Genomic DNA, 20428 nt, shown 5'->3' with positions numbered 1-20428 from the left:
CTAGGCGCGGACGCCGGCGGGTTCCGCGACCCGCGAACGGCCCCACGTCCGGGAGTGACGCAGGCAGCCGATGCAAAGCGCCGTCGCCAGCGACAGCATCACCGTCTCGCCGCCGTCCTCGAGGATGATCAGCGCCGTTTCGCTGAGCGGGACCGCCGCGGGCGTGGCGCGGAACGCGTCGACGAACACGCCGAAGAGGCCGGGCGATGCGGCCGCGGCCAGCAGGATCACGCCGGTCCTCGCCAGCGGCGGCGGGGCGCGCCGCAGTAGCACCGCGAAGAGGGCGATGAGCATCAGTCCGATCGTCCCAAAGAACACCACCTGCGCCAGATCGGCCGGCCGCTCCAGGCCCAGGGTCGCGCCGCCCAGCAGCCGCTCCCCAAGAACGCGGCCGATGCGTTCGTGCAGCGCCATCGCGTTATCGGCCGCCAGCCAGATGTGCAGCGCCGCCAGCGCGACGAAAACGATCTCGCGACGACGCCGGGCGCAGAGCCCCATGGCGACGGCGCACACGAGCGATTTGCCGTACTCGAGATCTTCGACCAGCCCGAACTCGCGGTTGATGTCGAAGAGCTTGGTCTGCAGCCATCCCGGCGCGAGACCGTGGAGCGACAGGACGTGGCCCGCATAGAACGCGATGTCGGTGACGTCGAAGGCGAGCAGCACGGCGAGCGCGAAGCCGACCCACCGCCACTCGATCAACACAGGCTTGCGGCCCGACATGCGTCGCCTCTCGGTCGAGAAGCGTCATATAACTGTCGGAAATCCTAAAGTTAAGGTTGCTGTGTCGGCTGGGCGACATCCGGCGGCGGCTTGCAGAACCAGAGACCCGCCAGGCTGAGCACGCCGGCCGCCACCAGGTAGCCGCCCACCAGGGTCAGGCCGCCGCGGTCGGCCAGCGCCTGGGCGGCTATGGGCGCCATGCCGCCGCCGATGATGCCGCCGACGTTGAAGGCCAGCGACGCGCCTGTGTAACGCACCCGGGGCGGGAACAGGCTGGGCAGGAACGCCCCCAGGGGTCCGTAGACGAAGCCCATCGCGAACAGCGCCAGCGACAGCCAGGCCCAGATCAGCATGAGCGAGCCTGAGCCCATCATCGCGCCCATCACGCCGCCCACGGCCACGGTGGCGAAGCAGCCGCCCATCAGCACGCGGCGCGCGTTGCTGGCGTCCGAGGCGTAGCCCGCCATGATGATGCCGGCCGCCAGGAACAGGATGGCGCCTAGCTGAACGCCCAGGAACGTCTCGCGGCTGTAGCCGAGCGTCGCCGTCCCATAGCCCAGGGCGAACGCCGTCGAGAGGTAGAACAGCGCGAAGCAGGCGACGACCGCAAAGGTGCCGGCCACCAGCGCGCCGGGGTGACGCCGGATGGTCTCGGCCATCGGCACGTGGCTGGGCTCGGCCTCGGCCATGGCCTTCTGGAAGTCGGGTGTCTCGGTGATCCGGAGACGGATCCACAGCCCCAGCCCCACCAGGATCGCGCTGGCCAGGAACGGCAGGCGCCAGCCCCAGTCGATGAACGCTTCCGGCGACAGCATGACGCCCAGCAGAAGGAACAGCCCGTTGGCCGCTATGAAGCCCACCGGCGCGCCGAGCTGGGGGAACATCCCGAACCGGGCCTTCCAGCCCGGCGGCGCATTCTCCACGGCCAACAGCGCCGCACCGCCCCACTCGCCGCCCAGGCCGAAGCCCTGGCCGAAGCGCAGCAGGCAAAGCAGGGCCGGCGCCACCCAGCCCACCAGCGCATAGCTGGGCAGGAAGGCGATCAGCAGCGTCGACAGGCCCATCGTCAGCAGCGACGCCACCAGGGTCGACTTCCGCCCGATCCGGTCGCCGAAGTGGCCGAAGAACGCGGCGCCCACCGGCCGCGCGAAGAAGGCGACGGCGAAGGTCGCGTAGCTCTGCAGCAGCTGAGCGCTGTCGGACGATTTCGGGAAGAACAGCTGCGGGAACACCAGCGCCGCGGCCGTGGCGTAGATGTAGAAGTCGTAGAACTCGACCGCCGTCCCCACCAGGCTGGCCGCCAGCACGCGGCGGTTGGAGGCGCTGCCGGCGCCTGCGGCTGTGGTGGTCGTCACGCGTTGAGCTCCCCTCGAACCCGTCCGCCTTCGCGCCCGCAGCCGTTGCGGTCAAGGCCATGACGGTCGCTCTGGACGTAGACGCCGCGCGCCGGGCATGTATCCAGCCGTCATGAGCGCCCAGATCGTCGATCCCTTCTACGCCATCTCCATCAGCGGGCTGGCCCAGCGGCTGAAGGCCGAGGGCCGTTCGGTCATCCACATGGAGTTCGGCCAGCCCTCGACCGGGGCGCCCGCCGCGGCCATCGCCCGCGCCCACGAGGTGCTCGACGCCGACGCCATGGGCTACTGGTCCAGCGATCCCCTGAAGGCGCGCATCTGCCGTCATTACGCCGAGAGCTATGGCGTCACGATCGACCCGATCCAGATCACGCTCACCTGCGGCGCCTCGCCCGCGCTGGTGCTGGCGCTGTCGGCGACGTTCAAGCCGGGGGACGTGATCGCCATGGCGCGGCCCGGCTACGTGGCCTACCGCAACAACGTCAAGGCCCTGCACATGGTCCCGCTGGAGATCGCCTGCGGGCCCGAGACCCGCTACCAGCTCACCGCCGCGACCCTGGCGGCGCTGGACCCGGCGCCGGCCGGCGTCATCCTGGCCAGCCCGGCCAACCCCACCGGCACGATCATTCCGGCCGACGAGCTTCGCGCCATCGCGCAGGTCTGTCGCGAGCGGGGCATCCGCATCATCTCGGACGAGATCTATCACGGCCTGAGCTACGCCGAGCCGACCCATTCGATGCTGGAGTTCGAGCCCGGCGCGATCGTCGTGAACAGCTTCTCCAAGTACTTCTCGATGGCGGGCTGGCGGCTGGGCTGGCTGATCTCGCCGCGAGACGAGGCCTCGCGCGCCGTGGCCTACATGGGCGCCCTGTTCCTGACCGCGCCGTCGCTGGCCCAGCACGCCGCATTGGTCGCCATGGACTGCCGGGACGAGCTGGAAGGCCACGTCGGGACTTACCGCCGAAACCGCGAGCTGCTGCTCGAGGCGCTGCCGGCGCTGGGGCTGGAGAAGATCGCGCCGCCCGACGGCGCCTTCTACATCTATGCCGACGTGGGCCGGCTCACCGACGACAGTCTGGCGTTCTGCAAGCAGCTGCTCAGCGATACCGGCGTCGCCACCGCGCCCGGCATCGACTTCGACCCGGTGGACGGTCGTCGCTACATCCGGATGAGCTTCGCGGTCTCGACGCCCGAGATCGAGGAGGCCATCCGGCGGCTGGTTCCCTGGTTCGAGGCGGCCTGGGCGAAGGCCGCCTGACGGCGCGCAGGGCCCGTTACTGGGCGTTCGCCTCGCCGACAACGCCGGTCACGGCCGCCCGCGCGGCGCACTGCGCCAGCGCCTGACGCGTCTCGGGGCTGAGCGCATCGGAGCCCTCGGCGGCGGCCGCGACGGAGCCCGTGCGGACCGCCTCCACGACCACCTTCGAGAGCGCGTCGAGCTGGCGCGCATCCAGCTTCGAACCCAGCCGCTCGTCGACGCAGCCGCAGAAGGCCTCGCTCTGACCCGCAAGCGTGCAGGCGGTCTTCACCCCCACCATGCTGCTCGCCGTCTGTGCGGCCTCCTTGGCGAAGTCGCCCGCACTCTGCTTGACGGCCGTGCCGGCGCCCTCGCAGCCGCTGAGCGCAAGCGCGGCAAGGGCCAGCCCCGCCACCCGAAGGTCGAACATCGATCCCTGCTCCTCTCGAGAATGTCCTGCTGAGATAGGAATCCCGGACTGTGATCGCACCTGGCGCCGTTCAATTCCGCAGTGGCGACCGTTGACTCCCTAAAAATCCAAATATACTCCCTAATAAGGAATATTAGGGAATGTTATGTCGGAAGAGGTCTATACCGTCGAGCAGTTTGCCGAGCGGCTGCGGCTCCATCCGAAGACGGTGCTCCGCTTCATCCGCGAGGGCCGCGTGCGGGCCGTGAAGGTGGGGCGATCCTACCGGATCCTGCGCTCGGACCTGGAAGCCATGATCGGCGCGTACGGCGCGGCGCCTAAGGCGTCCTCCATCCGCGTCACCAGCGTCGTGGATATCGACGGGGTCGACCCGGAACGCGCCCAGCGGCTGGCCCGGCAGATCACGGCCGCCCGCATGAGCGGTCGGGGTCACGACGATCCGATGAGCCTGGACGTGGCGCATGATCCCGTGGGCCGGCGGCTGAAGATCATCATGATAGGCGCGCCAGACGACGTGGCGGCGATGCTGCAGCTCATCCGGTTCACCGTGGACGCCTGAGCCCATGACCGGCATCTGGAAGCGGCCGAGCGACGGGGCCACGGTGCTGGCGCGGTATCGCGAGTTGCTGCGTTTGTGGCCCGCGCCCTCCGAACATCGGACCGTCGCCACATCCCTGGGCGAGACGTTCGTGATCGCCAGCGGTCCCGCCGACGGGCCTGCGGTGTTGCTGCTGCACGGGTCGGCGGCGAACAGTGCGAGCTGGATCGGCGACGTGGCGCATCTGGCCACGAGCTTCCGGGTTTTCGCCGTCGATATGGTCGGAGAGCCGGGTCTGTCGGCCGAGAGCCGGCCGCCGCTGGCCAGCGGCGTCTACGCCGACTGGCTGGGCGAGGTGATGTCCGGCCTGGGCCTCGCGCGCGCGGCGCTGGTCGGGATCTCGCTGGGCGGCTGGCTGGCGCTTGAGTACGCGACGCGTCGCCCGGAAACCGTGAGCGCGGTGGTGCTGCTGTGTCCGGGCGGGGTCGGACGGCACAAGAACATCCTGCTCTGGGCGCTGCCCCTGCTGCTACTGGGCCGCTGGGGGCGGCGGAAGATCATGCAACGGATGGCCGGCGGCCACCTGCCGCCGCCGGCATCGCCCGAGGCGAGGGCGTACGGCGAGTTCATGGACCTCACCTTCGCCAGGTTTCGCCCACGCACCGAAGTGCTGCCGCCATTCACCGACGCCCAGCTTCAGCGTCTCTCCATGCCGCTGCTGGCGATCCTGGGCGCCAAGGACGTGATGATCGACAGCAACGGCGTGCGTGAGCGATTGGTCCGAAACGTTCACGGCGCGAAAATCATCTGGCTTCCCGACGCCGGCCATCTGCTGGTCGGCCATGCCGCCACGATCGAAGGCTTCCTCGCCGGGGCCCTGACTCCATGAGCGGCACGGCTCAGACCCTCGCGGGCAAGACCGTCTACGTCTGCTCGGCGGACGGCCCGAAGCTGGACGGCGAACGCGCGGCGACCGACATCATCGGCGACAGCTACATGAGCCAGCCGTCGGTGGTGGCGATCCCGGTCGAGCGGCTGTCGCCCGACTTCCTCACGCTCAGCAACCGCGTCGCCGGCGGGGTCATCCAGAAGTTCGTGAACTATGGCGTCGCCGTCGCCTTCGTGGGCGACGTCTCCGCAGCCGTCACGGCCAGCAATGCGCTGCGCGACTTCGTGCGGGAATCGAACCGAGGCCGCCACGTCTGGTTCGTCGCCGACTTGGCCGAGCTGGAGGTGAAGCTGGGCGGCTGACCGTGCTAGGCAGGCCGTCATGCGCCTCTATCTCGCCTCGTATCGCACCGGCGACAGCTACGCCGAGCTCATCCGCATGGCGGGGCCGGGCGCGCGGGTGGGCGTGATTTCCAACGCCGTTGATTTCGTGCCGCAGGCCGACCGCCAAGCCTACGCACGCAACGTGTTCGACCCCATCGCCGACTTCCGCGCCCGCGGACTCGACGCCTACGACCTGGACCTGCGGGCCTACTTCCGCCGCCCCGAGGCGCTGCTGGCCGAGCTGGAGCGTACGCGGCTGGTCTGGGCGGTGGGCGGCAACGCCTTCCTGCTGCGGCGCGCGATGCGCCAGAGCGGCTTCGACGCCATTGCGCCCGGCCTCGTCTGGGCCGATCGCCTGGTCTATGGCGGCTGGAGCGCGGGCGCGTGCGTGGCCGCCCCCAGCCTCCGCGGCCTCGAGCACATGGACGACCCCGCGGTGCTGGCCGACGGCTACGATCCCGAGCCGGTCTGGGAAGGCCTCGGCCTCATCGACGCCGCCATCGTCCCGCACTGGCGCTCGGATCACGACGAGGCCGAAGCCGCCGAGCAAACCGCCGCCTGGATGGCCGCGAACGGCGTCCCGCACAGGACCCTGCGCGACGGCGACGTGCTGATCCAGAACGGTGAAACCCTGGAGCTGCACGCCGGACGCCCTTGACGCATGACGGGTCGGCGTCGTCTCTCACCGGCCGCAGCCGGGAGAAATGTTCATGCAGACGCGCAAGCTGGGTCCGTTCGAAGTGTCGGCCATCGGGTTCGGCTGCATGAGCCTGAGCCACGCCTACGGGTCGCCGCCGACCCGTGAGGTGGCCGAGCAGGTGCTGCTGGGCGCGCTGGACGCCGGCCACACCTTCTTCGACACCGCCGCCGTCTACGGCCTGGGTCACAACGAGACCCTGGTGGGCGAGGTGCTGGGCCCGCATCGCGACAGGTTCGTACTGGCGTCCAAGTGCGGGATCACCGACGCCACCGGAACCCAGCGCGGGATCGACGGCCGGCCCGAAACCCTCAAGGCGCTGTGCGACGTCAGCCTGCGCCGCCTGGGAACCGACGTCATCGACCTCTACTACCTGCACCGCTGGGACAAGAAAGTCCCGATCGAGGACAGCGTCGGCGCCCTGGCCGACCTGGTGAAGGCCGGCAAGATCCGCACGATCGGCCTGTCGGAGGTCTCGGCGCCCACGCTTCGCCGCGCCCACGCCGTCCATCCGATCACCGCGCTGCAGACCGAGTACTCGCCGTGGACCCGCAACCCCGAGATCGCCGTGCTGGAAGCCTGCCGTGAGCTGGGCGTCGCGTTCGTCGCCTTCTCGCCCGTGGGCCGCGGCTTCCTGGCTGGCGCCGCCCACGATCCGTCGACGCTGGAGGACAACGACTTCCGGAAGGGCATGCCCCGTTTCCAGGGCGAGGCCCTGGCCGCCAATCTCAAGGTCTACGAGGCCTTCGCCGCCCTCGCGAAGCACGCCGGCTGCACGCCGGCCCAGCTGTGCCTGGCCTGGCTGCTGCGGAAGGGCGACGACATCATCCCCATCCCGGGCACGGCCAACCCGGACCACATGCGCGAGAACGCGGCCGCGGCCGCGATCACGCTCTCGGACGACATCATGGCCCGCATCGATGCGGCGGTGAACGAGCGCACGGTGGTCGGTCCACGCTATGCGTCCGCCATGCAGGCGTCGGTCGACACCGAGCGGATGCCGGTCGAAGAAGCGGTCTGAAACCCCGGCCGCGCGGCGTCCGTATTCCGTTCACGAGTCGGCGCTAGCTTGGCGCCGAACTTGCGACCACGCGCTCACTGTGCGGCGAGATTCCCGAACCGGTCGCCTTGGCAAGCCGCCGGGGCTCGGTCATAGGGAATCGACCCGCGCCGACGTATCTGGGGACCGAAAATGCTCGCCATCACTGCTGCCGACGTCACCGCCGCGCCCTATCCGCACATCATCAAGGACGGCATCCTGCCGGCCGACCTGTTCGCGGCGCTGCGCAAGGATTTTCCCGACACCAGCATCTTTGACGCCCAGAAGAGCAGCCACGGTTCCGTGGGCAGCCGCACCGGCGCGGGCTTCGACATCTATCGTGGCGACCCCGCGTATGACGAGCTGACCCGCCGCTCCAGCGCCTGGAAGGACTTCGGCGAGTTCATCAACTCCGAAGCCTTCGCCGACAAGTTCCGCGAGGTGTTCGCCGACCACATCGACGACATCGGCCTCAGCGTCGACATCCGTCGCAGCCACGTGAACTCGAACTACTTCGAGCCGCGCGACGTGCTGACCGAGAAACCCACCCTGGGCGATCGCGTGTCGGCGGCCGTGGGCCTGCTGGCCGAGCCGTTCCGCAGCGTCGAGCCGGTGGAGCTGTTCACCCGCCTCGACATTCACAAGAGCCTCACCGGCTACGCCAAGAAGCCGCATTGCGACCGTGCCAACCGCCTGTGCTCGCTGATCATCTACTTCACCGACGCCGAGAAGGTGGGGCTTGAGGGCGGCGACCTGCTGGTCTTCAAGCACAACGAGCAGAAGCCGGTCCGCAAGTACGAGCGCTATCCGCACCCGGAAAACGTGACCGAGGTCGCGCGCCTGCGCCCCCGCGAGAACCTGGGCGTCCTCTTCCCTTGCCAGAACAACAGCTACCATGGGGTGACCCAGGTGCTGAGCCAGGGCATCGCGCGCGACTTCCTCTACATCAACATCTCGGGCCGCACGTCCTCGCTCTGGTGGGGTCCCACGGGCCGCGAAGGCGCGGTCGCCAAGGCCGCCTGATCCAGGACCTCGTCATGCAGACACGTCGGGTCGGCGAATTCGACGTGTCGGCCATCGGCTTCGGCTGCATGAGCCTGAGCGGCGCCTACGGGCGTCCCCCCGGCTGGGGCAATGCCGAGCGCGTCCTCAAGGGCGCGCTCGACGCCGGCTACACCTTCTTCGACACCGCGGTCGCCTACGGCATGGGCCGCAACGAGGCGCTGATCGGCAAGCACCTGCGCAAGCGCCGGCATGAGTTCGTGCTGGCGTCCAAGTGCGGGCTCACCAACGGCGATCGCCGCGAGCTGACCGGCGACCCCGCCGTGCTCAAGGCCACGTGCGACGACAGCCTGCGTCGGCTGAAGACCGACGTCATCGACCTCTACTACCTGCACCGGTGGGACCGGCGCGTCCCGATCGAGGACAGCATCGGCGCCCTGGCCGACCTGAAGCGCGCCGGAAAGATCCGGGCGATCGGCGTGTCCGAGATTTCGGCCGCCACCCTGCGCCGCGCCCATGCCGAGCACCCGATCGCGGCGCTGCAGACGGAATACTCCCCCTGGACCCGCAATCCTGAGCTGGGCGTGCTGGACGCCTGCCGCGAACTGGGCGTGGGGTTCGTGGCCTTCTCGCCGGTGGGACGCGGCTTCCTGGCGGGCGGGGTGCGCAGCCTGTCGCGGATCAAGGCCGGCGACCTGCGCAAGGGAATGCCGCGGTTCGAGGGCGAGGCCTTCCAGGCCAACCTCACGATGCTGCGGACGTTCGAGGCCCTGGCGCGCGACGCAGGCTGCACGCCCGCGCAGTTGTGCCTCGCCTGGCTGCTGCGGAAGGGCGGCGACATCGTGCCGATCCCCGGCACGGCCAGCTTCGCCCACATGCGCGAGAACGCCGCGGCGGCCGCGATCGCGCTCTCGGACGACATCATGGCCGGCGTCGATGCCGCCGGGCGCGCCGTCACCGGCTCGCGCTATCCCGACCACCTGCAGGCCAGCGTCGACACCGAACGGATGCCCGGCGAATGACGCCTGCCTTTCCCACGAAGTGGGAGAGGGGGACCGCCCGCCGAGCCGGAGGCGAAGAGCGGGTGGTGGAGAGGGCAAGCCTCATCCGCGACTTTGCCAATTGATCTGCTGAGCCTTCGAGCGGTGACCTGACCGCTCTGCCGGCCGCTTGCCCTTCCCACCCCCCGCTCTTCGGCCTGCGGCCTCGGCGGGCGGTCCCCCCTTCCCATTGCATGGGAAGGGCAGGCTAGATTCGCCGTTCCAGGCCTTCCCAATAGGGCTCGCGCAGCTTGCGCTTGAAGATCTTGCCCGAGTCCTCGCGCGGCAGATCGGTCGCCAGTTCCACCACGCGCGGGACCTTGTAACCGGCCACGTGCTCGCGCAGGTAGGCCTTCACCGAGGCCTCGGTGATCGGCGCCCCCTCGGACGGCTGGACCACGGCGCAGACGCCCTCGCCGAACTCCTCGTCGGGGATGCCGAACACGGCGCAGTCGGCTACGCCGGGCATCTTCAGCAACTCGGCCTCGATCTCGGCCGGATAGATGTTCACCCCGCCCGAGATGATCATGTCCTTGGCCCGGTCGCAGAGGTAGAGGAACCCGTCCTTGTCGAAATAGCCGATGTCGCCCGGGGCGATGAGGCCGGCCTTCTCGGTGTCGCGGCGCTTCTGGTCGTCGCCGTGGTAGGTGAAGTCGTTGATGAAGCGGTTCTTCGAAACCACCTCGCCGACTTCGCCCTGGGGCACGTCGTTGCCGTCCTTGTCGATGATGCGGACCTCGGCCTCGGGGATCGGCTTGCCGACCGTTCCGGGGTGGGCCAGCCACTCCTCGCTGTTGCAGCTAACGACGATGCCGACTTCCGTCGCGCCGTAGTACTCCTCGATCACCGGGCCCCACCACTCGATCATCTCGCGCTTGATCGGGGGCGGGCAGGGCGCGGCCGCGTGGACCACGAACTTCAGCGAGCTGAGGTCGTACTTGCGCTTCACGTCGTCGGGCAGCTTGAGCAGCCGGTGGAACATGATCGGCACCATGTGCAGGTGCGTGACCTTGTGCCTCTCGATCAGCTGCAGCAGCTCTTCGGGATCGAACCTTGGCTGCAGGATCGCCGTGCCGCCCGCCCGCGCCGCGAACAGCCCGTAGGCGTTGGGCGCCGAATGGTACATCGGGCCCGTGACCACCGTGACCACATCCTGCGGCGGCCCATAGCCCACGAAGCCGAAGCCCCGCATCAGCACACGTCCATAGGCCTCGGCCTGTTCCGGTGTCGGCGGATGGCGGCGCACGCCCTTGGGCCGGCCGGTGGTGCCGGAGGTGTAGATCACCGTGCCGCCGCCGGTCGACGGTTCGCCCGCATACGGCTCGAACCCCGCCAGCCAGGCGTCCCAGTCCAGCATCCCCGCCGGCGTGGCCTGTGGCGTGATCCCGTAGGCCTCGGCGATCTCGGGCGGCGTCGGCACGACCAGGACCGGCACGCCGGGCGGCAGCACCGAGCGGATCGGCTCGATCAGGTCGGCGTGGATGATGATCGCCTTCGCGCCCGAATTCTCGAACAGATAGGCCGCCTCGTCGGGCAGGTAGTGCCAGTTCACCGGCGTGGCGTAGACGCCCAGCAGGCCCGCCGCCGTGCTGGCCTCGATGAACGGGAAGTCGTTGCGCAGGTAGAGGGCGATCACGTCGCCCTCGCGGATGCCCAGGCTGAGCAGCCCCGTCGCCGCCCGCGCAGCCCGCTCGTTCATGACGGCCAGATCCAGCCGCCGTTCTCCGCTGATCAGCGCACCCATGCTGCGGCCCCTACTTCAGCGCCGCGGGGAACTTCGGCAGGGCGTCGAAGTCCTCGGGCACATGCTCCAGCACCACCCGGGCCTTGGTCTCCTTGGCCAGCGCCTCGACCAGGTCCATCGACTTCAGCGTCTGCTCGCGGTTGAAGTTGAAGCGCGGGACGCGCCGGTTGGGGCGGCTCTCGGCGATGTGCCAAAGGTCGCCGGTCAGGATTACCGGGCCCGCCTGTTTCAGCCGCACCAGCAGCACGGTGTGGCCCGGCGTGTGCCCGGGCGCCTGATAGATCACCACCGTCTTGTCGCCGAACACGTCGAAGGTGGGCTGCTCGATCAGCTTGGTCTTCGAGGTCTCCAGAGCCGAGTAGGTCGCGAACTGGGCGGCGTTCTTCCTTGCGGCCTCGCTGAAGGCGTAGGCCTTCTCGTCTGGATCGACGATCCACGTGGCGGAGGCGAACTTTCCGGCGTTGCCGATGTGGTCGAAGTGGCTGTGCGAGATGGACAGGTACTCGATGTCGGCGGGCGTCAGGCCCACCTGCTTCAGCTGATCGAGCAGGGTGGGGACGGTGGCGTTCGGAGCCGGCTTGTCGGCTTGCGGCAGACCGGTGTCCCAGATCAGGTCGCCCTTCGGATGGCGGATCAGGTAGCAGGGCACGACCATCTTCGCTGGCTTGTCCTTGTAGGATCCGTCGTCGGCGAACCCGTCGGCATTGGGCATCGTCAGCCGGCCGCACTCGATGGCGTACAGCTCGACGCTCTTGGGCGCTGCCGGGGCGGCGAGCGCGGACCCGCCCATCAGAGCTGAGACGGCAGCGGCGGCGAGCAGGCGGAGCATCGGCGTTTCCCCAGATTTGATTTTCGCCAACCTGACGCGGCGGAGCGGGGATGCACAAGGCCGCAAAGGGGCTATCGTCCGGGAAAAGGGCAAAGGGAGGAGCGGGTATGGGTCAGTCGTACGATGCAGTGATCGTGGGCGCGGGGTTCTCCGGGCTCTACATGCTGCACCGGCTTCGCCAGCAGGGGCTGACGGCGCGGGTCTTCGAGGCCGGGACGGGCGTCGGCGGCACCTGGTACTGGAACCGGTATCCGGGCGCGCGGGTCGATATAGAGAGCCAGGAGTACTCGTACTCCTTCTCGCCCGAGCTCGACGCCGAGTGGGTGTGGAGCGAGCGCTACGCCAGCCAGCCTGAGCTGCTGAAATACCTCAACCACGTGGCCGACCGCTTCGGCCTGCGTGACGGCATTCAGTTCGAAACCCGGGTCACCGCCGCCCACTTCGACGAAGCCTCCAACCGCTGGACCGTCACCACCGACCGCGGCGAAACGATCACCGCGCGCTACTGCGTCATGGCCACTGGCGTGCTGTCGGTGCCGAACGAGCCGGCCTTCCCGGGCAAGGACTCGTTCCAGGGCCCCAGCTGGCACACCGGGCGCTGGCCGCACGAGGGCGTCGACTTCACCGGACAACGGGTCGCGGTGATCGGCACCGGCTCGTCCGCGATCCAGTCGATCCCGCAGATCGCCGCCCAGGCTGACCACGTCACCATCTTCCAGCGGACGCCGAACTTCAGCGTGCCCGCCCACAACGGCCCTCCTGACCCGACCGTCGTCGCCGACTGGACGGCCAATCGCGAGCAGTACCGGCGCGAGGCCCGGGAAACCGGCTTCGGCATCCGCATGGTGGACGGGCGCGAAACCCTGGCGTCGGAGGAGGACGAGGCGACGCGCCGGGCCGTCTACGAGGCCCGCTGGCAGGTGGGCGGCTTCGCCCTGCTGGGCGCCTACGGCGACCTGACCTCCGATCTCGACGCCAACGCGACCGCGGTCGCGTTCGTGGCCGACAAGATCCGGGGCATCGTCAAGGATCCGGCCACGGCCGAGAAGCTGGTGCCCAAGACCTTTCCCATCGGCGCCAAGCGCCTATGCGTCGACACGGGCTACTACGACACGTTCAACCGCGACAACGTCAGCCTGGTCGACCTCAACGACGAGCCGCTTGTCGAGATCGTGCCCACCGGCGTGCGCACCGCGGCGGCGACCTATGAGGCCGACGCCATCGTCTACGCCATTGGCTTCGACGCCATGACCGGCGCGCTGGGCAAGATCGACATTCGCGGTCGGGGCGGCGCCGTTCTGAAGGAGGCGTGGGCCGCCGGTCCCCGCACCTACCTGGGCCTGATGGTGGCGGGGTTCCCGAACCTGTTCATCGTGACCGGGCCGGGCAGCCCGTCGGTGCTCTGCAACATGGCCGTCGCCATCGAACAGCACGTCGAATGGATCTCGGACTGCATCGCGTGGATGGGCCAGCGCCAGCTGGGCGCGATCGAGGCCACCGAGGCGGCTCAGGACGAATGGGTCGCCCACGTCAACGAGGTGGCCGAGCCTACGATCTTCCCGCACGCCAACTCCTGGTACCTGGGAGCCAACGTGCCGGGAAAGCCGCGGGTGTTCATGCCCTATATCGGCGGCTTCCCGGTCTATCGTGACAAGTGCAACGAGGTCGCGGCCGCCGGCTACCAGGGCTTCGCTCTGACGTCCGACGCGCGGCTCTGAGGCAGGCCTAGAGCGCGTTGGGCGAAAGTGGATGCCGGCTTCGCCCTGAAACGCGCTCTAGATCAAGGAGATCGCGCCTGTTCATCCGGTTCGGATGATTCCATCTGAACCGGACAGGCTCTAACCGGCCACGCGGTTCTCGATGGCGCCGACACCTTCCACCTCGCAGCGGACCACGTCGCCGGGCTTGAGGAAGGTGGGGGGCGTCATGCCGACGCCGACACCCTCCGGCGTGCCGGTGGCCAGGAGGTCGCCAGGCTCGAGGGTGAAGGCGGTCGAGAGGTACGCGATCTGCTGCCAGATGTTGTAGATCAGCTGGCTGGTGTCGCTGTCCTGGCGGACCTCACCGTTCACCAGGCAGCGGATTTTCAGCGCGTGCGGATCGGCGATCTCGTCGGCGGTTACGATCCAGGGGCCGATCGGGCCGTGGGTGTCGAATGACTTGCCCATGGTGAATGTGGGCGAGTGGCGCTGCCAGTCGCGGGCCGAGACATCGTTGGCGACGACGTAGCCGAACACGTGGGTCTTCGCGTCCGCCTCGCTGACGCCCTTGGCGGGCTTGCCGATCACCACGCCCAGCTCGGCTTCGTAGTCCAGCATCTGGGTGACCCCCGGCTCGATGTCGTCGAAGGGCCCGGCGATGCAGCTCGTCTGCTTGTTGAACCAGAACTGCTGGCTGGGCGTGGGCTGACCCAGCCGCTTCGCCTCTTCCAGGTGCCTGGCGTAGTTCATGCCGATGGCCAGGTACTTGCCCGGCCGCTCGATGGGGGCCAGCAGGCGGGCGCTCTTCAGCGGCGCGGTCCGTCTTGCGGCGTCCCGCTGACGCGCCACATCGGCCAGGGCCTCGGCCCCGCCCGCGATGATCGCCAGCATGCTGGCCCAGCCGTCCAGCACCACGATGTCGTCGCCGCGCACCACGCCCAGCCGGGCGGTTCCGTTGTCGTCGAAGCGCAGCAGTTTCACGGGACGATCTCCTCGAGTTCAATCTACACATTCCTTGTCACGATCGATTTTATGCTGCAATATATATTTTATGATCGACGCCCTTCGCAGTCCTACGGCCGACACCTCCGCAGCGCGTAGCCAGACCAGCCTCGCCTACCAGCGGCTGCGGGCCGACATCATGTTTGGCCGCCACGCGCCGGGCGCGCGGCTGAAGATCAACGACCTGGCCCAGCGGATGGAGGTGAGCCCGGGCGCCATCCGGGAAGGGCTGTCGCGGCTGGTGGCCGAGCAACTGGTCGTGTCGCAGGACCAGAAGGGGTTCGCCGTCGCCCCGCTCTCGATCCAGGATCTGGAAGATCTCACCGACCTGCGCTGCGAGGTCGAGGCGATCGCGCTGCGGCGCGCGCTGGCCAACGGCGACGATGCCTGGGAAGCCGCCGTGCTGGCCGCCGCCCACCGCCTCAGCCGCGTCCCGCCCCGGGTCGGGCGCGACCTGGACGCGACGATGGCCTGGATCGCGCGGCACGCCGAGTTCCACGCCGCCCTCGTCAGCGCCTGCGGCAGCCGCCGGCTGCGGGACCTGCACGCTCAGCTCTACGAGCAGTCCGAGCGCTATCGCGGCCTGTCGGCGCACGCCGACCACGACCGAGACGTCGGCGGCGAGCACCAGGCCATCGTCGACGCGGCCCTGGCCCGTGACGCCGACCGACTGGTCGACCTGATGGTCCGCCACATCCGGGCCACCACGGCCCTCATCATCGGCTCGGCCCGCCTGGCGGCGGCCGAGTGATCCCCCGAGCCCAACGAGGACTTCCATGAGCGTGATCAAGGTCGAGGACATCGCCCACGTGCGGTTCCGCGCCCCGGACCTGGGCCGGATGGCGCAGTACCTGGCGGACTTCGGACTGCTGCCGGCCGACGCGCGTACGGATCGGCTGTACGTCCGTGGCCGCGGCTCGGCGCCCTTCGTGCACGTGACCGAACTGGGCGAGCCCGCGTTCCTGGCGGTGGGCTTCCGCGCCCAGAGCCTCGCCGATCTGGCGGCGCTCTCCACCGCCACAGGCGCCCCCGTCGAGGACCACGACGCGCCTGGCGGCGGCCGGATCGTGCGGCTGAAGGACCCCGATGGTCACGGCGTCGAAGTGGTGGCCGGACAGTCGCCGGCCGCCGAAGTCGCCATCGAGTCGCCGCCGGCTTGGAACAGCGCCCACGGCCGGCCGCGGCTAAGGACCGTCAAGCGGGTCGCCGCCGGATCGGCCACAGTCATGCGCCTGGGCCACGCCGTGCTCAACGTGTCGGACTTCCGGGCCTCGGAGGCCTGGTACAAGGGACTGTTCGGCTTCCTCACCTCCGACGAGATCGCCGTCGCGCCGGAGTTCTCGCTGGGCGCCTTCCTGCGCTGCGACCGGGGAGACTCGCCCACCGACCACCACACCCTGTTCCTGGCTCAACTGCCCACCGGACCTGGCTTCAACCACGCCGCCTTCGAGGTTCAGGACCTGGACGACCTGATGCGTGGACATGCCCACCTCAAGGCCGCCGGCGCCGATCCCGAGTGGGGCGTGGGTCGCCATGTCCTGGGCAGCCAGGTCTTCGACTACTGGCGCGATCCGTGGGGTTTCACCCTGGAGCACTGGACCGACGGGGACCTGCTCACCGCGGCCGACCCGCCGCGTAAGGCGTCGATCCAGGAGCTGATGGGCGTCCAGTGGGGCATGCCGATGCCCTCGACCATGGGCGGCTGACGCGAGTTGGCGCGCCCATGGCCGGCCGGTCGCGGTGACGCCTCCACCCCTCCCTTAGGCTCCTGTCCCCCAGCCTTCCCGCGGCCGTGAACCTCTCGGTTCCTGCGCGGCGGCACAGCGCCGCTTGACCGCTGCGCTGCGAGGGTATTGTATTAGTGTATGCATACACAGGAGCAATTGCTCAGCACGCTGCGGATCGAGGACACCGGCGTCCCGATCTATGTGCAGCTGCGCGAGCAGTTCCTGCGGATGATGGGGGCGGGGCGGCTGAAGCCTGGCGACCAGATGCCGACCATGCGCCAGGTCGCGGTCAGCCTGCGGGTCGACCTGAACACCGTACGCCACGCCTATGACGATCTGGAGCGCGCCGGGGCCGTCATCCTGGTTCGCGGACGCGGCAGTTTCGTCGCAGAGCCGGCCGCCACGCTGACCGGACCTGACCATGAGGCCGAGACCGAGCGGCTTGCTCGCCAAGCTCTGGCAGCAGCTGCCGCCGCGGGCGTCGATCCCGCCGCGCTGGCCCGCAAGATCAACGAACTCGCCACCCAGGAGGACGCGCCATGATGAACGCCAGCAGCCCACTGAAGGACGTCAATCCGCTCTCGCTGACCCTGGCGACGATTGCGGTGGCGATCGGGGCGATCATCGTGACGACCGCGGATAGCGCCCCGGCCCTGGTCGCTGTCGGGCTGGTGGTCATTCTCTTGGGCATCCTGATCCTGCTCACGCTCAAGATGGCCAACCAGTGGGAGCGGGCCGTCGTGCTGCGCCTGGGCCGCCTGGACAAGATCGCTGGGCCTGGCCTGTTCCTGATCATCCCAATCGTCGACCAGATCGCCTATTGGATCGACCAGCGGATCCAGACCACCGAGTTCAACGCCCAGCAGGCGCTGTCGAAGGACACCGTTCCTGTGAACATCGACGCAGTGATCTTCTGGCAGGTGCACGACACCGAGCGCGCGGCCCTGGAAATCCAGGACTACCGGCGCGCGATCGCGCAGGTCTCGGAGACCTCCCTGCGCGAGATGGTGGGCTCGTCGATGCTGGCGACCCTGCTGGCCGAAAGGACCAGGGGCGACGAACTGCTGCGGGAGGTGATCGGGCGAAAGATCGCCGACTGGGGTATCTCGGTCATCTCGGTCGAGATTCGCGACATCGGCGTTCCGGCCGGCCTGCAGGACGCCATGAGCCGCCAAGCCCAGGCCGAGCGGGAACGGCTGGCGCGGGTGGCCCTGGGCCAGGCCGAGCAGGAGGTGGCGATCAAGTTCGTCGAGGCCGCCGAGATCTATGCCCGCTCGCCGGCGGCGCTGCAGCTGCGGGCGATGAACATCATCTACGAGACGACCAAGGAGGGCGGCGCCACCATCTTGCTGCCGACCTCGATGGTCGACGCCATGAACCCCGGCAGCGTGATGGCCCTGGCCCAGGTGGCCCAGGCCGCGCGCCCGCCGCAGGCCTGAGGGAGGGCGAGATGAAGTCCATGCTCCAGCGGGTCGCGGCGGTGTCGGCGGCGGCGCTTCTGACGAGCTCGGCGGCCAGCGCCCAGGAGGCGGTCGGCGACTGGAACGGCCTGCTGCAGGTGGGCGGCGTCGAGCTGCGCATCGGCGTGAAGATCGAGGCCGGCGAGGGCGGCGCGCTCACGGGCTCGATCACCAGCCCCGACCAGAGCCCGGGCGACATTCCCATCAGCGACGCCAGGATGGACCAGGGCAAGCTCAGCTTCGCCGTGCCCATGATCCGGGGACGCTACGAGGGCCGGTGGGACGCAGCACAGGGCGCGTGGAACGGGCGGTGGATCCAGGGCGGGCCGATCCCGCTGACGCTGGCCAAGGGCCCCGTGCCCAGCCGGGCACGACCGCAGATGCCGGCCAAGCCCTACCCGTATCGCGAGGAGGAGGTCGCCTTCGACAGTGCGCCGGGCGTGAAGCTCGCCGGCACGCTGACCCTGCCCGAAGGCAAGGGGCCGTTTCCGGCGGCGATCCTGATCAGCGGGTCCGGCGCTCAGGATCGCGACGAGCAACTGCTGGGCCATCGGCCTTTCCTGGTCCTGGCAGACCACCTGACGCGACGCGGCATTGCGGTGCTACGCTACGATGATCGGGGCTACGGGAAGTCGACGGGCAGGTTCCAGGACGCGACCAGCTCGGACTTCGCCGTCGATGCGGCCGCGGCAGTCGCGTTCCTGCGCGACCGCAAGGATATCGACACGGGCCGGATTGGACTGATCGGCCACAGCGAGGGCGGCATGGTCGGGCCGATGGTGGCGGCGAAGGATCCGACGATCGCCTTCGTGGTCCTGCTGGCCGGCCCTGGCGCGCCCAGCCGCGAGCTCATGGCGGCCCAGCGCGCGGCCGTAGCCAAAGCACGAGGAATCCCGCCTGAAGCGGTGGCCCGCAACGAGACGTTCGCGGGCCGCATCGACACCCTGCTCGCCGAGACGGCCGACTGGGAGGCCGCGAAGGTCGAAGTGACCAAGGTGGTCGGCCAGGGCGCGGCGGTTGTGGGTGTCCCGGTTGAGCAGTTGATCGCCGCCAACCAGCTCCTGTTCACGCCCTGGTACCGCGAGTTCATCGCCCATGACCCGCGGCCCAACCTGGCGAAGCTCAGGATGCCCGTCCTGGCCGTCAACGGCGCCAACGACCTCCAGGTGATAGCCGGCCAGAACCTGCCGGCGATCCGCGAGGCGCTGAAGGCGAACAAGGACGCCACGGTCATCGAGCTACCGGGACTTAACCACCTGTTCCAGACGTCGGCGACGGGCGATCCTCGCGACTACGGCCGCATTGAGGAGACGTTCGCTCCGGCGGCGCTGGCAACGGTATCCGACTGGGTGAGGGCGCGCGCTGCGGGGCGCTGAAGCCGGCAACACCATTCGATCCGCAAGTCATTGATCCGCATCAGTTTGCTCTGCGCCATTTGGCCGCTCCTCGGCCCCGGTCATGGCAAGCCGATGTTAACCGACACGGCGTGGGGTGAGTCCAAATGAAAGGGCTCACCCATGAGCGAAAGCAATGCCATAGGCGAACGACTCGACTTCATCGGCCTGGACCGTCAGTCGCGTGACACGCTGAGATCGCTTCGACCTTTCATCGAGGCCGAGATCCAGCCCGCGCTGCAGGCTTTCTACACGCGCGTGCGCCAGACGCCCGCCGTGAATCGATTTTTCCGTGACGAGCGTCACATCACCGGGGCGCAGAACGGTCAGGCGCGCCACTGGGGCGTGATCGCCGAGGCGGAGTTCAGCGATGCCTACGTCAGGGGCGTCCGCACCATCGGGGAAACGCACGCCCGCATCGGTCTTGAACCGCGCTGGTACATCGCCGGCTACGCGCTGATCACGGAGGCGCTGCTGCGGCGGCTGGTGGAGACGCGATGGCCCAAGGCGCTTGGCGTCAACGCCAAGGCGGCCAAGGTCGTGGCAAACGAAAGCGCCGCGATGGTTAAGGCCATGATGCTCGACATGGACTTCGCGCTCTCGATCTATCTCGAGACGCTCGAGGCCGAACGCCAGCGGCTGGACACCGAACGCCGGGCCGCCGAGGAGCGTCAGACGGTGGCCATGTCGGCGCTGGGCGAAGCCCTGGCGCGCCTGGCCAAGGGCGACCTGCGCGCCCGTGTCGACTCGGAGCTGTCGCCGGAATTCGCAACGCTCAAGCGGGACTTCAACGCTGCGATCTCCAGCCTTGAGCAGGTCGTCGCGGCGGCTGCGGGCACCGCCCAGATGGTCAGCCAGGGCGTCGGACAGATCAGCTCCGCGGCCGGTGATCTGTCGCGCCGCACCGAACAGCAGGCCGCCAGCCTCGAGGAGACCGCAGCGGCCCTGGAGCAGATCACCGCGACGGTTCGCAAGAGCGCGGCGGGGGCCCAGGACGCCAGCCAGGCCGTCGCCGGCGCGCGATCCGAAGCCGAGCGCTCAGGCGCGGTGGTGAGCCAGGCGATCAGCGCCATGGACGAGATCGACGCCTCGTCCGGCCGGATCAGCCAGATCATCGGGGTGATCGACGAGATCGCCTTCCAGACCAACCTGCTGGCCCTCAACGCGGGCGTGGAGGCGGCCCGGGCCGGCGATGCGGGCAAGGGCTTCGCGGTCGTCGCGTCCGAAGTCCGCGCGCTG

General features: G+C 69.1%; 21 protein-coding genes. 15 read left to right on the top strand and 6 right to left on the bottom strand.

Annotated elements, in window-relative coordinates:
- On the bottom strand, window positions 1–723 hold the full coding sequence (locus EPN98_RS02585) for a hypothetical protein (RefSeq protein ID WP_293359885.1): 723 nt from the start codon (window positions 721–723) through the stop codon (window positions 1–3).
- A 50-nt stretch (window positions 724–773) separates the two neighbouring features.
- Window positions 774–2078 carry an MFS transporter gene (locus EPN98_RS02580; protein WP_293359883.1) on the bottom strand — a complete coding sequence of 435 codons (1305 nt, stop codon included), beginning with the start codon at window positions 2076–2078 and terminating at the stop codon, window positions 774–776.
- 112 nt (window positions 2079–2190) lie between these two features.
- Here EPN98_RS02580 and EPN98_RS02575 point away from each other — a divergent pair, with 112 nt between their 5' ends.
- Window positions 2191–3336, top strand: coding sequence for an aminotransferase class I/II-fold pyridoxal phosphate-dependent enzyme (locus EPN98_RS02575; RefSeq protein WP_293359881.1), 1146 nt, complete (start codon window positions 2191–2193; stop codon window positions 3334–3336).
- 16 nt (window positions 3337–3352) lie between these two features.
- Here the strand turns inward: EPN98_RS02575 and EPN98_RS02570 are convergent, their stop codons facing one another.
- Window positions 3353–3745 (bottom strand): hypothetical protein, encoded by a 393-nt coding sequence (locus EPN98_RS02570; RefSeq protein ID WP_293359878.1) that lies wholly within the window; start codon window positions 3743–3745, stop codon window positions 3353–3355.
- Between the two features lie 145 nt (window positions 3746–3890).
- Here EPN98_RS02570 and EPN98_RS02565 point away from each other — a divergent pair, with 145 nt between their 5' ends.
- From EPN98_RS02565 to EPN98_RS02535, 7 genes are all read left to right on the top strand, one after another.
- Window positions 3891–4304, top strand: a complete 414-nt coding sequence (locus EPN98_RS02565) for a helix-turn-helix domain-containing protein (protein WP_293359876.1) — start codon at window positions 3891–3893, stop codon at window positions 4302–4304.
- A 4-nt stretch (window positions 4305–4308) separates the two neighbouring features.
- Complete coding sequence (locus tag EPN98_RS02560) at window positions 4309–5172, top strand: alpha/beta hydrolase (RefSeq protein WP_293359873.1); 864 nt, start codon at window positions 4309–4311, stop codon at window positions 5170–5172.
- The gene (locus tag EPN98_RS02555) at window positions 5169–5534 is read left to right on the top strand and encodes a DUF4180 domain-containing protein (protein ID WP_293359870.1); all 366 of its coding nucleotides are present in this window, start codon (window positions 5169–5171) and stop codon (window positions 5532–5534) included. Before EPN98_RS02560 ends, EPN98_RS02555 begins: the two co-directional genes overlap by 4 nt.
- A gap of 19 nt (window positions 5535–5553) precedes the next feature.
- Window positions 5554–6213: a Type 1 glutamine amidotransferase-like domain-containing protein gene (locus tag EPN98_RS02550; protein ID WP_293359867.1), complete on the top strand. Its 660-nt coding sequence runs from the start codon at window positions 5554–5556 to the stop codon at window positions 6211–6213.
- A 52-nt stretch (window positions 6214–6265) separates the two neighbouring features.
- A complete protein-coding gene (locus EPN98_RS02545) occupies window positions 6266–7273 on the top strand; it encodes an aldo/keto reductase (RefSeq protein ID WP_293359865.1) in 1008 nt (335 codons plus the stop codon).
- Window positions 7274–7444: 171 nt separating this feature from the next.
- Complete coding sequence (locus EPN98_RS02540; RefSeq protein WP_293359862.1) at window positions 7445–8314, top strand: 2OG-Fe(II) oxygenase; 870 nt, start codon at window positions 7445–7447, stop codon at window positions 8312–8314.
- Between the two features lie 14 nt (window positions 8315–8328).
- Window positions 8329–9315, top strand: a complete 987-nt coding sequence (locus EPN98_RS02535) for an aldo/keto reductase (RefSeq protein WP_293359859.1) — start codon at window positions 8329–8331, stop codon at window positions 9313–9315.
- A gap of 226 nt (window positions 9316–9541) precedes the next feature.
- Here the strand turns inward: EPN98_RS02535 and EPN98_RS02530 are convergent, their stop codons facing one another.
- On the bottom strand, window positions 9542–11077 hold the full coding sequence (locus EPN98_RS02530) for an acyl-CoA synthetase (protein WP_293359856.1): 1536 nt from the start codon (window positions 11075–11077) through the stop codon (window positions 9542–9544).
- Between the two features lie 10 nt (window positions 11078–11087).
- Window positions 11088–11906, bottom strand: coding sequence for an N-acyl homoserine lactonase family protein (locus EPN98_RS02525; protein ID WP_293359853.1), 819 nt, complete (start codon window positions 11904–11906; stop codon window positions 11088–11090).
- A 107-nt stretch (window positions 11907–12013) separates the two neighbouring features.
- On the opposite strand from EPN98_RS02525, the gene EPN98_RS02520 reads away from it, so the two are divergent.
- Window positions 12014–13624, top strand: a complete 1611-nt coding sequence (locus EPN98_RS02520; RefSeq protein ID WP_293359849.1) for an NAD(P)/FAD-dependent oxidoreductase — start codon at window positions 12014–12016, stop codon at window positions 13622–13624.
- 120 nt (window positions 13625–13744) lie between these two features.
- On the opposite strand, the gene EPN98_RS02515 is transcribed toward EPN98_RS02520, so the two are convergent.
- The gene (locus EPN98_RS02515) at window positions 13745–14587 is read right to left on the bottom strand and encodes a fumarylacetoacetate hydrolase family protein (protein WP_293359846.1); all 843 of its coding nucleotides are present in this window, start codon (window positions 14585–14587) and stop codon (window positions 13745–13747) included.
- A gap of 70 nt (window positions 14588–14657) precedes the next feature.
- On the opposite strand from EPN98_RS02515, the gene EPN98_RS02510 reads away from it, so the two are divergent.
- The 6 genes from EPN98_RS02510 to EPN98_RS02485 all read left to right on the top strand — a co-directional run.
- Window positions 14658–15359 (top strand): FCD domain-containing protein, encoded by a 702-nt coding sequence (locus EPN98_RS02510; protein ID WP_293359843.1) that lies wholly within the window; start codon window positions 14658–14660, stop codon window positions 15357–15359.
- Window positions 15360–15384: 25 nt separating this feature from the next.
- Complete coding sequence (locus EPN98_RS02505; protein WP_293359840.1) at window positions 15385–16314, top strand: VOC family protein; 930 nt, start codon at window positions 15385–15387, stop codon at window positions 16312–16314.
- A gap of 177 nt (window positions 16315–16491) precedes the next feature.
- Window positions 16492–16878 (top strand): GntR family transcriptional regulator, encoded by a 387-nt coding sequence (locus EPN98_RS02500; protein ID WP_293359838.1) that lies wholly within the window; start codon window positions 16492–16494, stop codon window positions 16876–16878.
- On the top strand, window positions 16875–17774 hold the full coding sequence (locus EPN98_RS02495) for a slipin family protein (RefSeq protein WP_293359835.1): 900 nt from the start codon (window positions 16875–16877) through the stop codon (window positions 17772–17774). The genes EPN98_RS02500 and EPN98_RS02495 overlap by 4 nt, the downstream gene beginning before the upstream one ends.
- 11 nt (window positions 17775–17785) lie before the next feature.
- On the top strand, window positions 17786–19171 hold the full coding sequence (locus EPN98_RS02490) for an alpha/beta hydrolase (RefSeq protein WP_293359832.1): 1386 nt from the start codon (window positions 17786–17788) through the stop codon (window positions 19169–19171).
- A gap of 141 nt (window positions 19172–19312) precedes the next feature.
- Window positions 19313–20428: globin-coupled sensor protein (locus tag EPN98_RS02485; protein WP_293359830.1), on the top strand; the 1116-nt coding region annotated here is incomplete at its 3' end.

The sequence above is a fragment of the Phenylobacterium sp. genome, from assembly GCF_004299445.1.
In the GTDB taxonomy this organism is placed as follows: Bacteria; Pseudomonadota; Alphaproteobacteria; order Caulobacterales; family Caulobacteraceae; genus Phenylobacterium.
The sequence above is the reverse complement of the archived record's forward strand: the minus strand, read 5'-3'. Positions and strand labels throughout refer to the sequence as shown.

Excerpts from the sequence above, each read along its gene's own strand:
- EPN98_RS02525 (WP_293359853.1), bottom strand. The coding sequence starts at position 11,906 with ATGCTCCGCCTGCTCGCCGCCGCTGCCGTCTCAGCTCTGATGGGCGGG.
- EPN98_RS02510 (WP_293359843.1), top strand. The coding sequence starts at position 14,658 with ATGATCGACGCCCTTCGCAGTCCTACGGCCGACACCTCCGCAGCGCGT.
- EPN98_RS02565 (WP_293359876.1), top strand. The coding sequence starts at position 3,891 with ATGTCGGAAGAGGTCTATACCGTCGAGCAGTTTGCCGAGCGGCTGCGG.
- EPN98_RS02540 (WP_293359862.1), top strand. The coding sequence starts at position 7,445 with ATGCTCGCCATCACTGCTGCCGACGTCACCGCCGCGCCCTATCCGCAC.
- EPN98_RS02555 (WP_293359870.1), top strand. The coding sequence starts at position 5,169 with ATGAGCGGCACGGCTCAGACCCTCGCGGGCAAGACCGTCTACGTCTGC.
- EPN98_RS02535 (WP_293359859.1), top strand. The coding sequence starts at position 8,329 with ATGCAGACACGTCGGGTCGGCGAATTCGACGTGTCGGCCATCGGCTTC.
- EPN98_RS02495 (WP_293359835.1), top strand. The coding sequence starts at position 16,875 with ATGATGAACGCCAGCAGCCCACTGAAGGACGTCAATCCGCTCTCGCTG.
- EPN98_RS02550 (WP_293359867.1), top strand. The coding sequence starts at position 5,554 with ATGCGCCTCTATCTCGCCTCGTATCGCACCGGCGACAGCTACGCCGAG.
- EPN98_RS02585 (WP_293359885.1), bottom strand. The coding sequence starts at position 723 with ATGTCGGGCCGCAAGCCTGTGTTGATCGAGTGGCGGTGGGTCGGCTTC.
- EPN98_RS02505 (WP_293359840.1), top strand. The coding sequence starts at position 15,385 with ATGAGCGTGATCAAGGTCGAGGACATCGCCCACGTGCGGTTCCGCGCC.
- EPN98_RS02530 (WP_293359856.1), bottom strand. The coding sequence starts at position 11,077 with ATGGGTGCGCTGATCAGCGGAGAACGGCGGCTGGATCTGGCCGTCATG.
- EPN98_RS02520 (WP_293359849.1), top strand. The coding sequence starts at position 12,014 with ATGGGTCAGTCGTACGATGCAGTGATCGTGGGCGCGGGGTTCTCCGGG.
- EPN98_RS02560 (WP_293359873.1), top strand. The coding sequence starts at position 4,309 with ATGACCGGCATCTGGAAGCGGCCGAGCGACGGGGCCACGGTGCTGGCG.
- EPN98_RS02570 (WP_293359878.1), bottom strand. The coding sequence starts at position 3,745 with ATGTTCGACCTTCGGGTGGCGGGGCTGGCCCTTGCCGCGCTTGCGCTC.
- EPN98_RS02545 (WP_293359865.1), top strand. The coding sequence starts at position 6,266 with ATGCAGACGCGCAAGCTGGGTCCGTTCGAAGTGTCGGCCATCGGGTTC.
- EPN98_RS02575 (WP_293359881.1), top strand. The coding sequence starts at position 2,191 with ATGAGCGCCCAGATCGTCGATCCCTTCTACGCCATCTCCATCAGCGGG.
- EPN98_RS02490 (WP_293359832.1), top strand. The coding sequence starts at position 17,786 with ATGAAGTCCATGCTCCAGCGGGTCGCGGCGGTGTCGGCGGCGGCGCTT.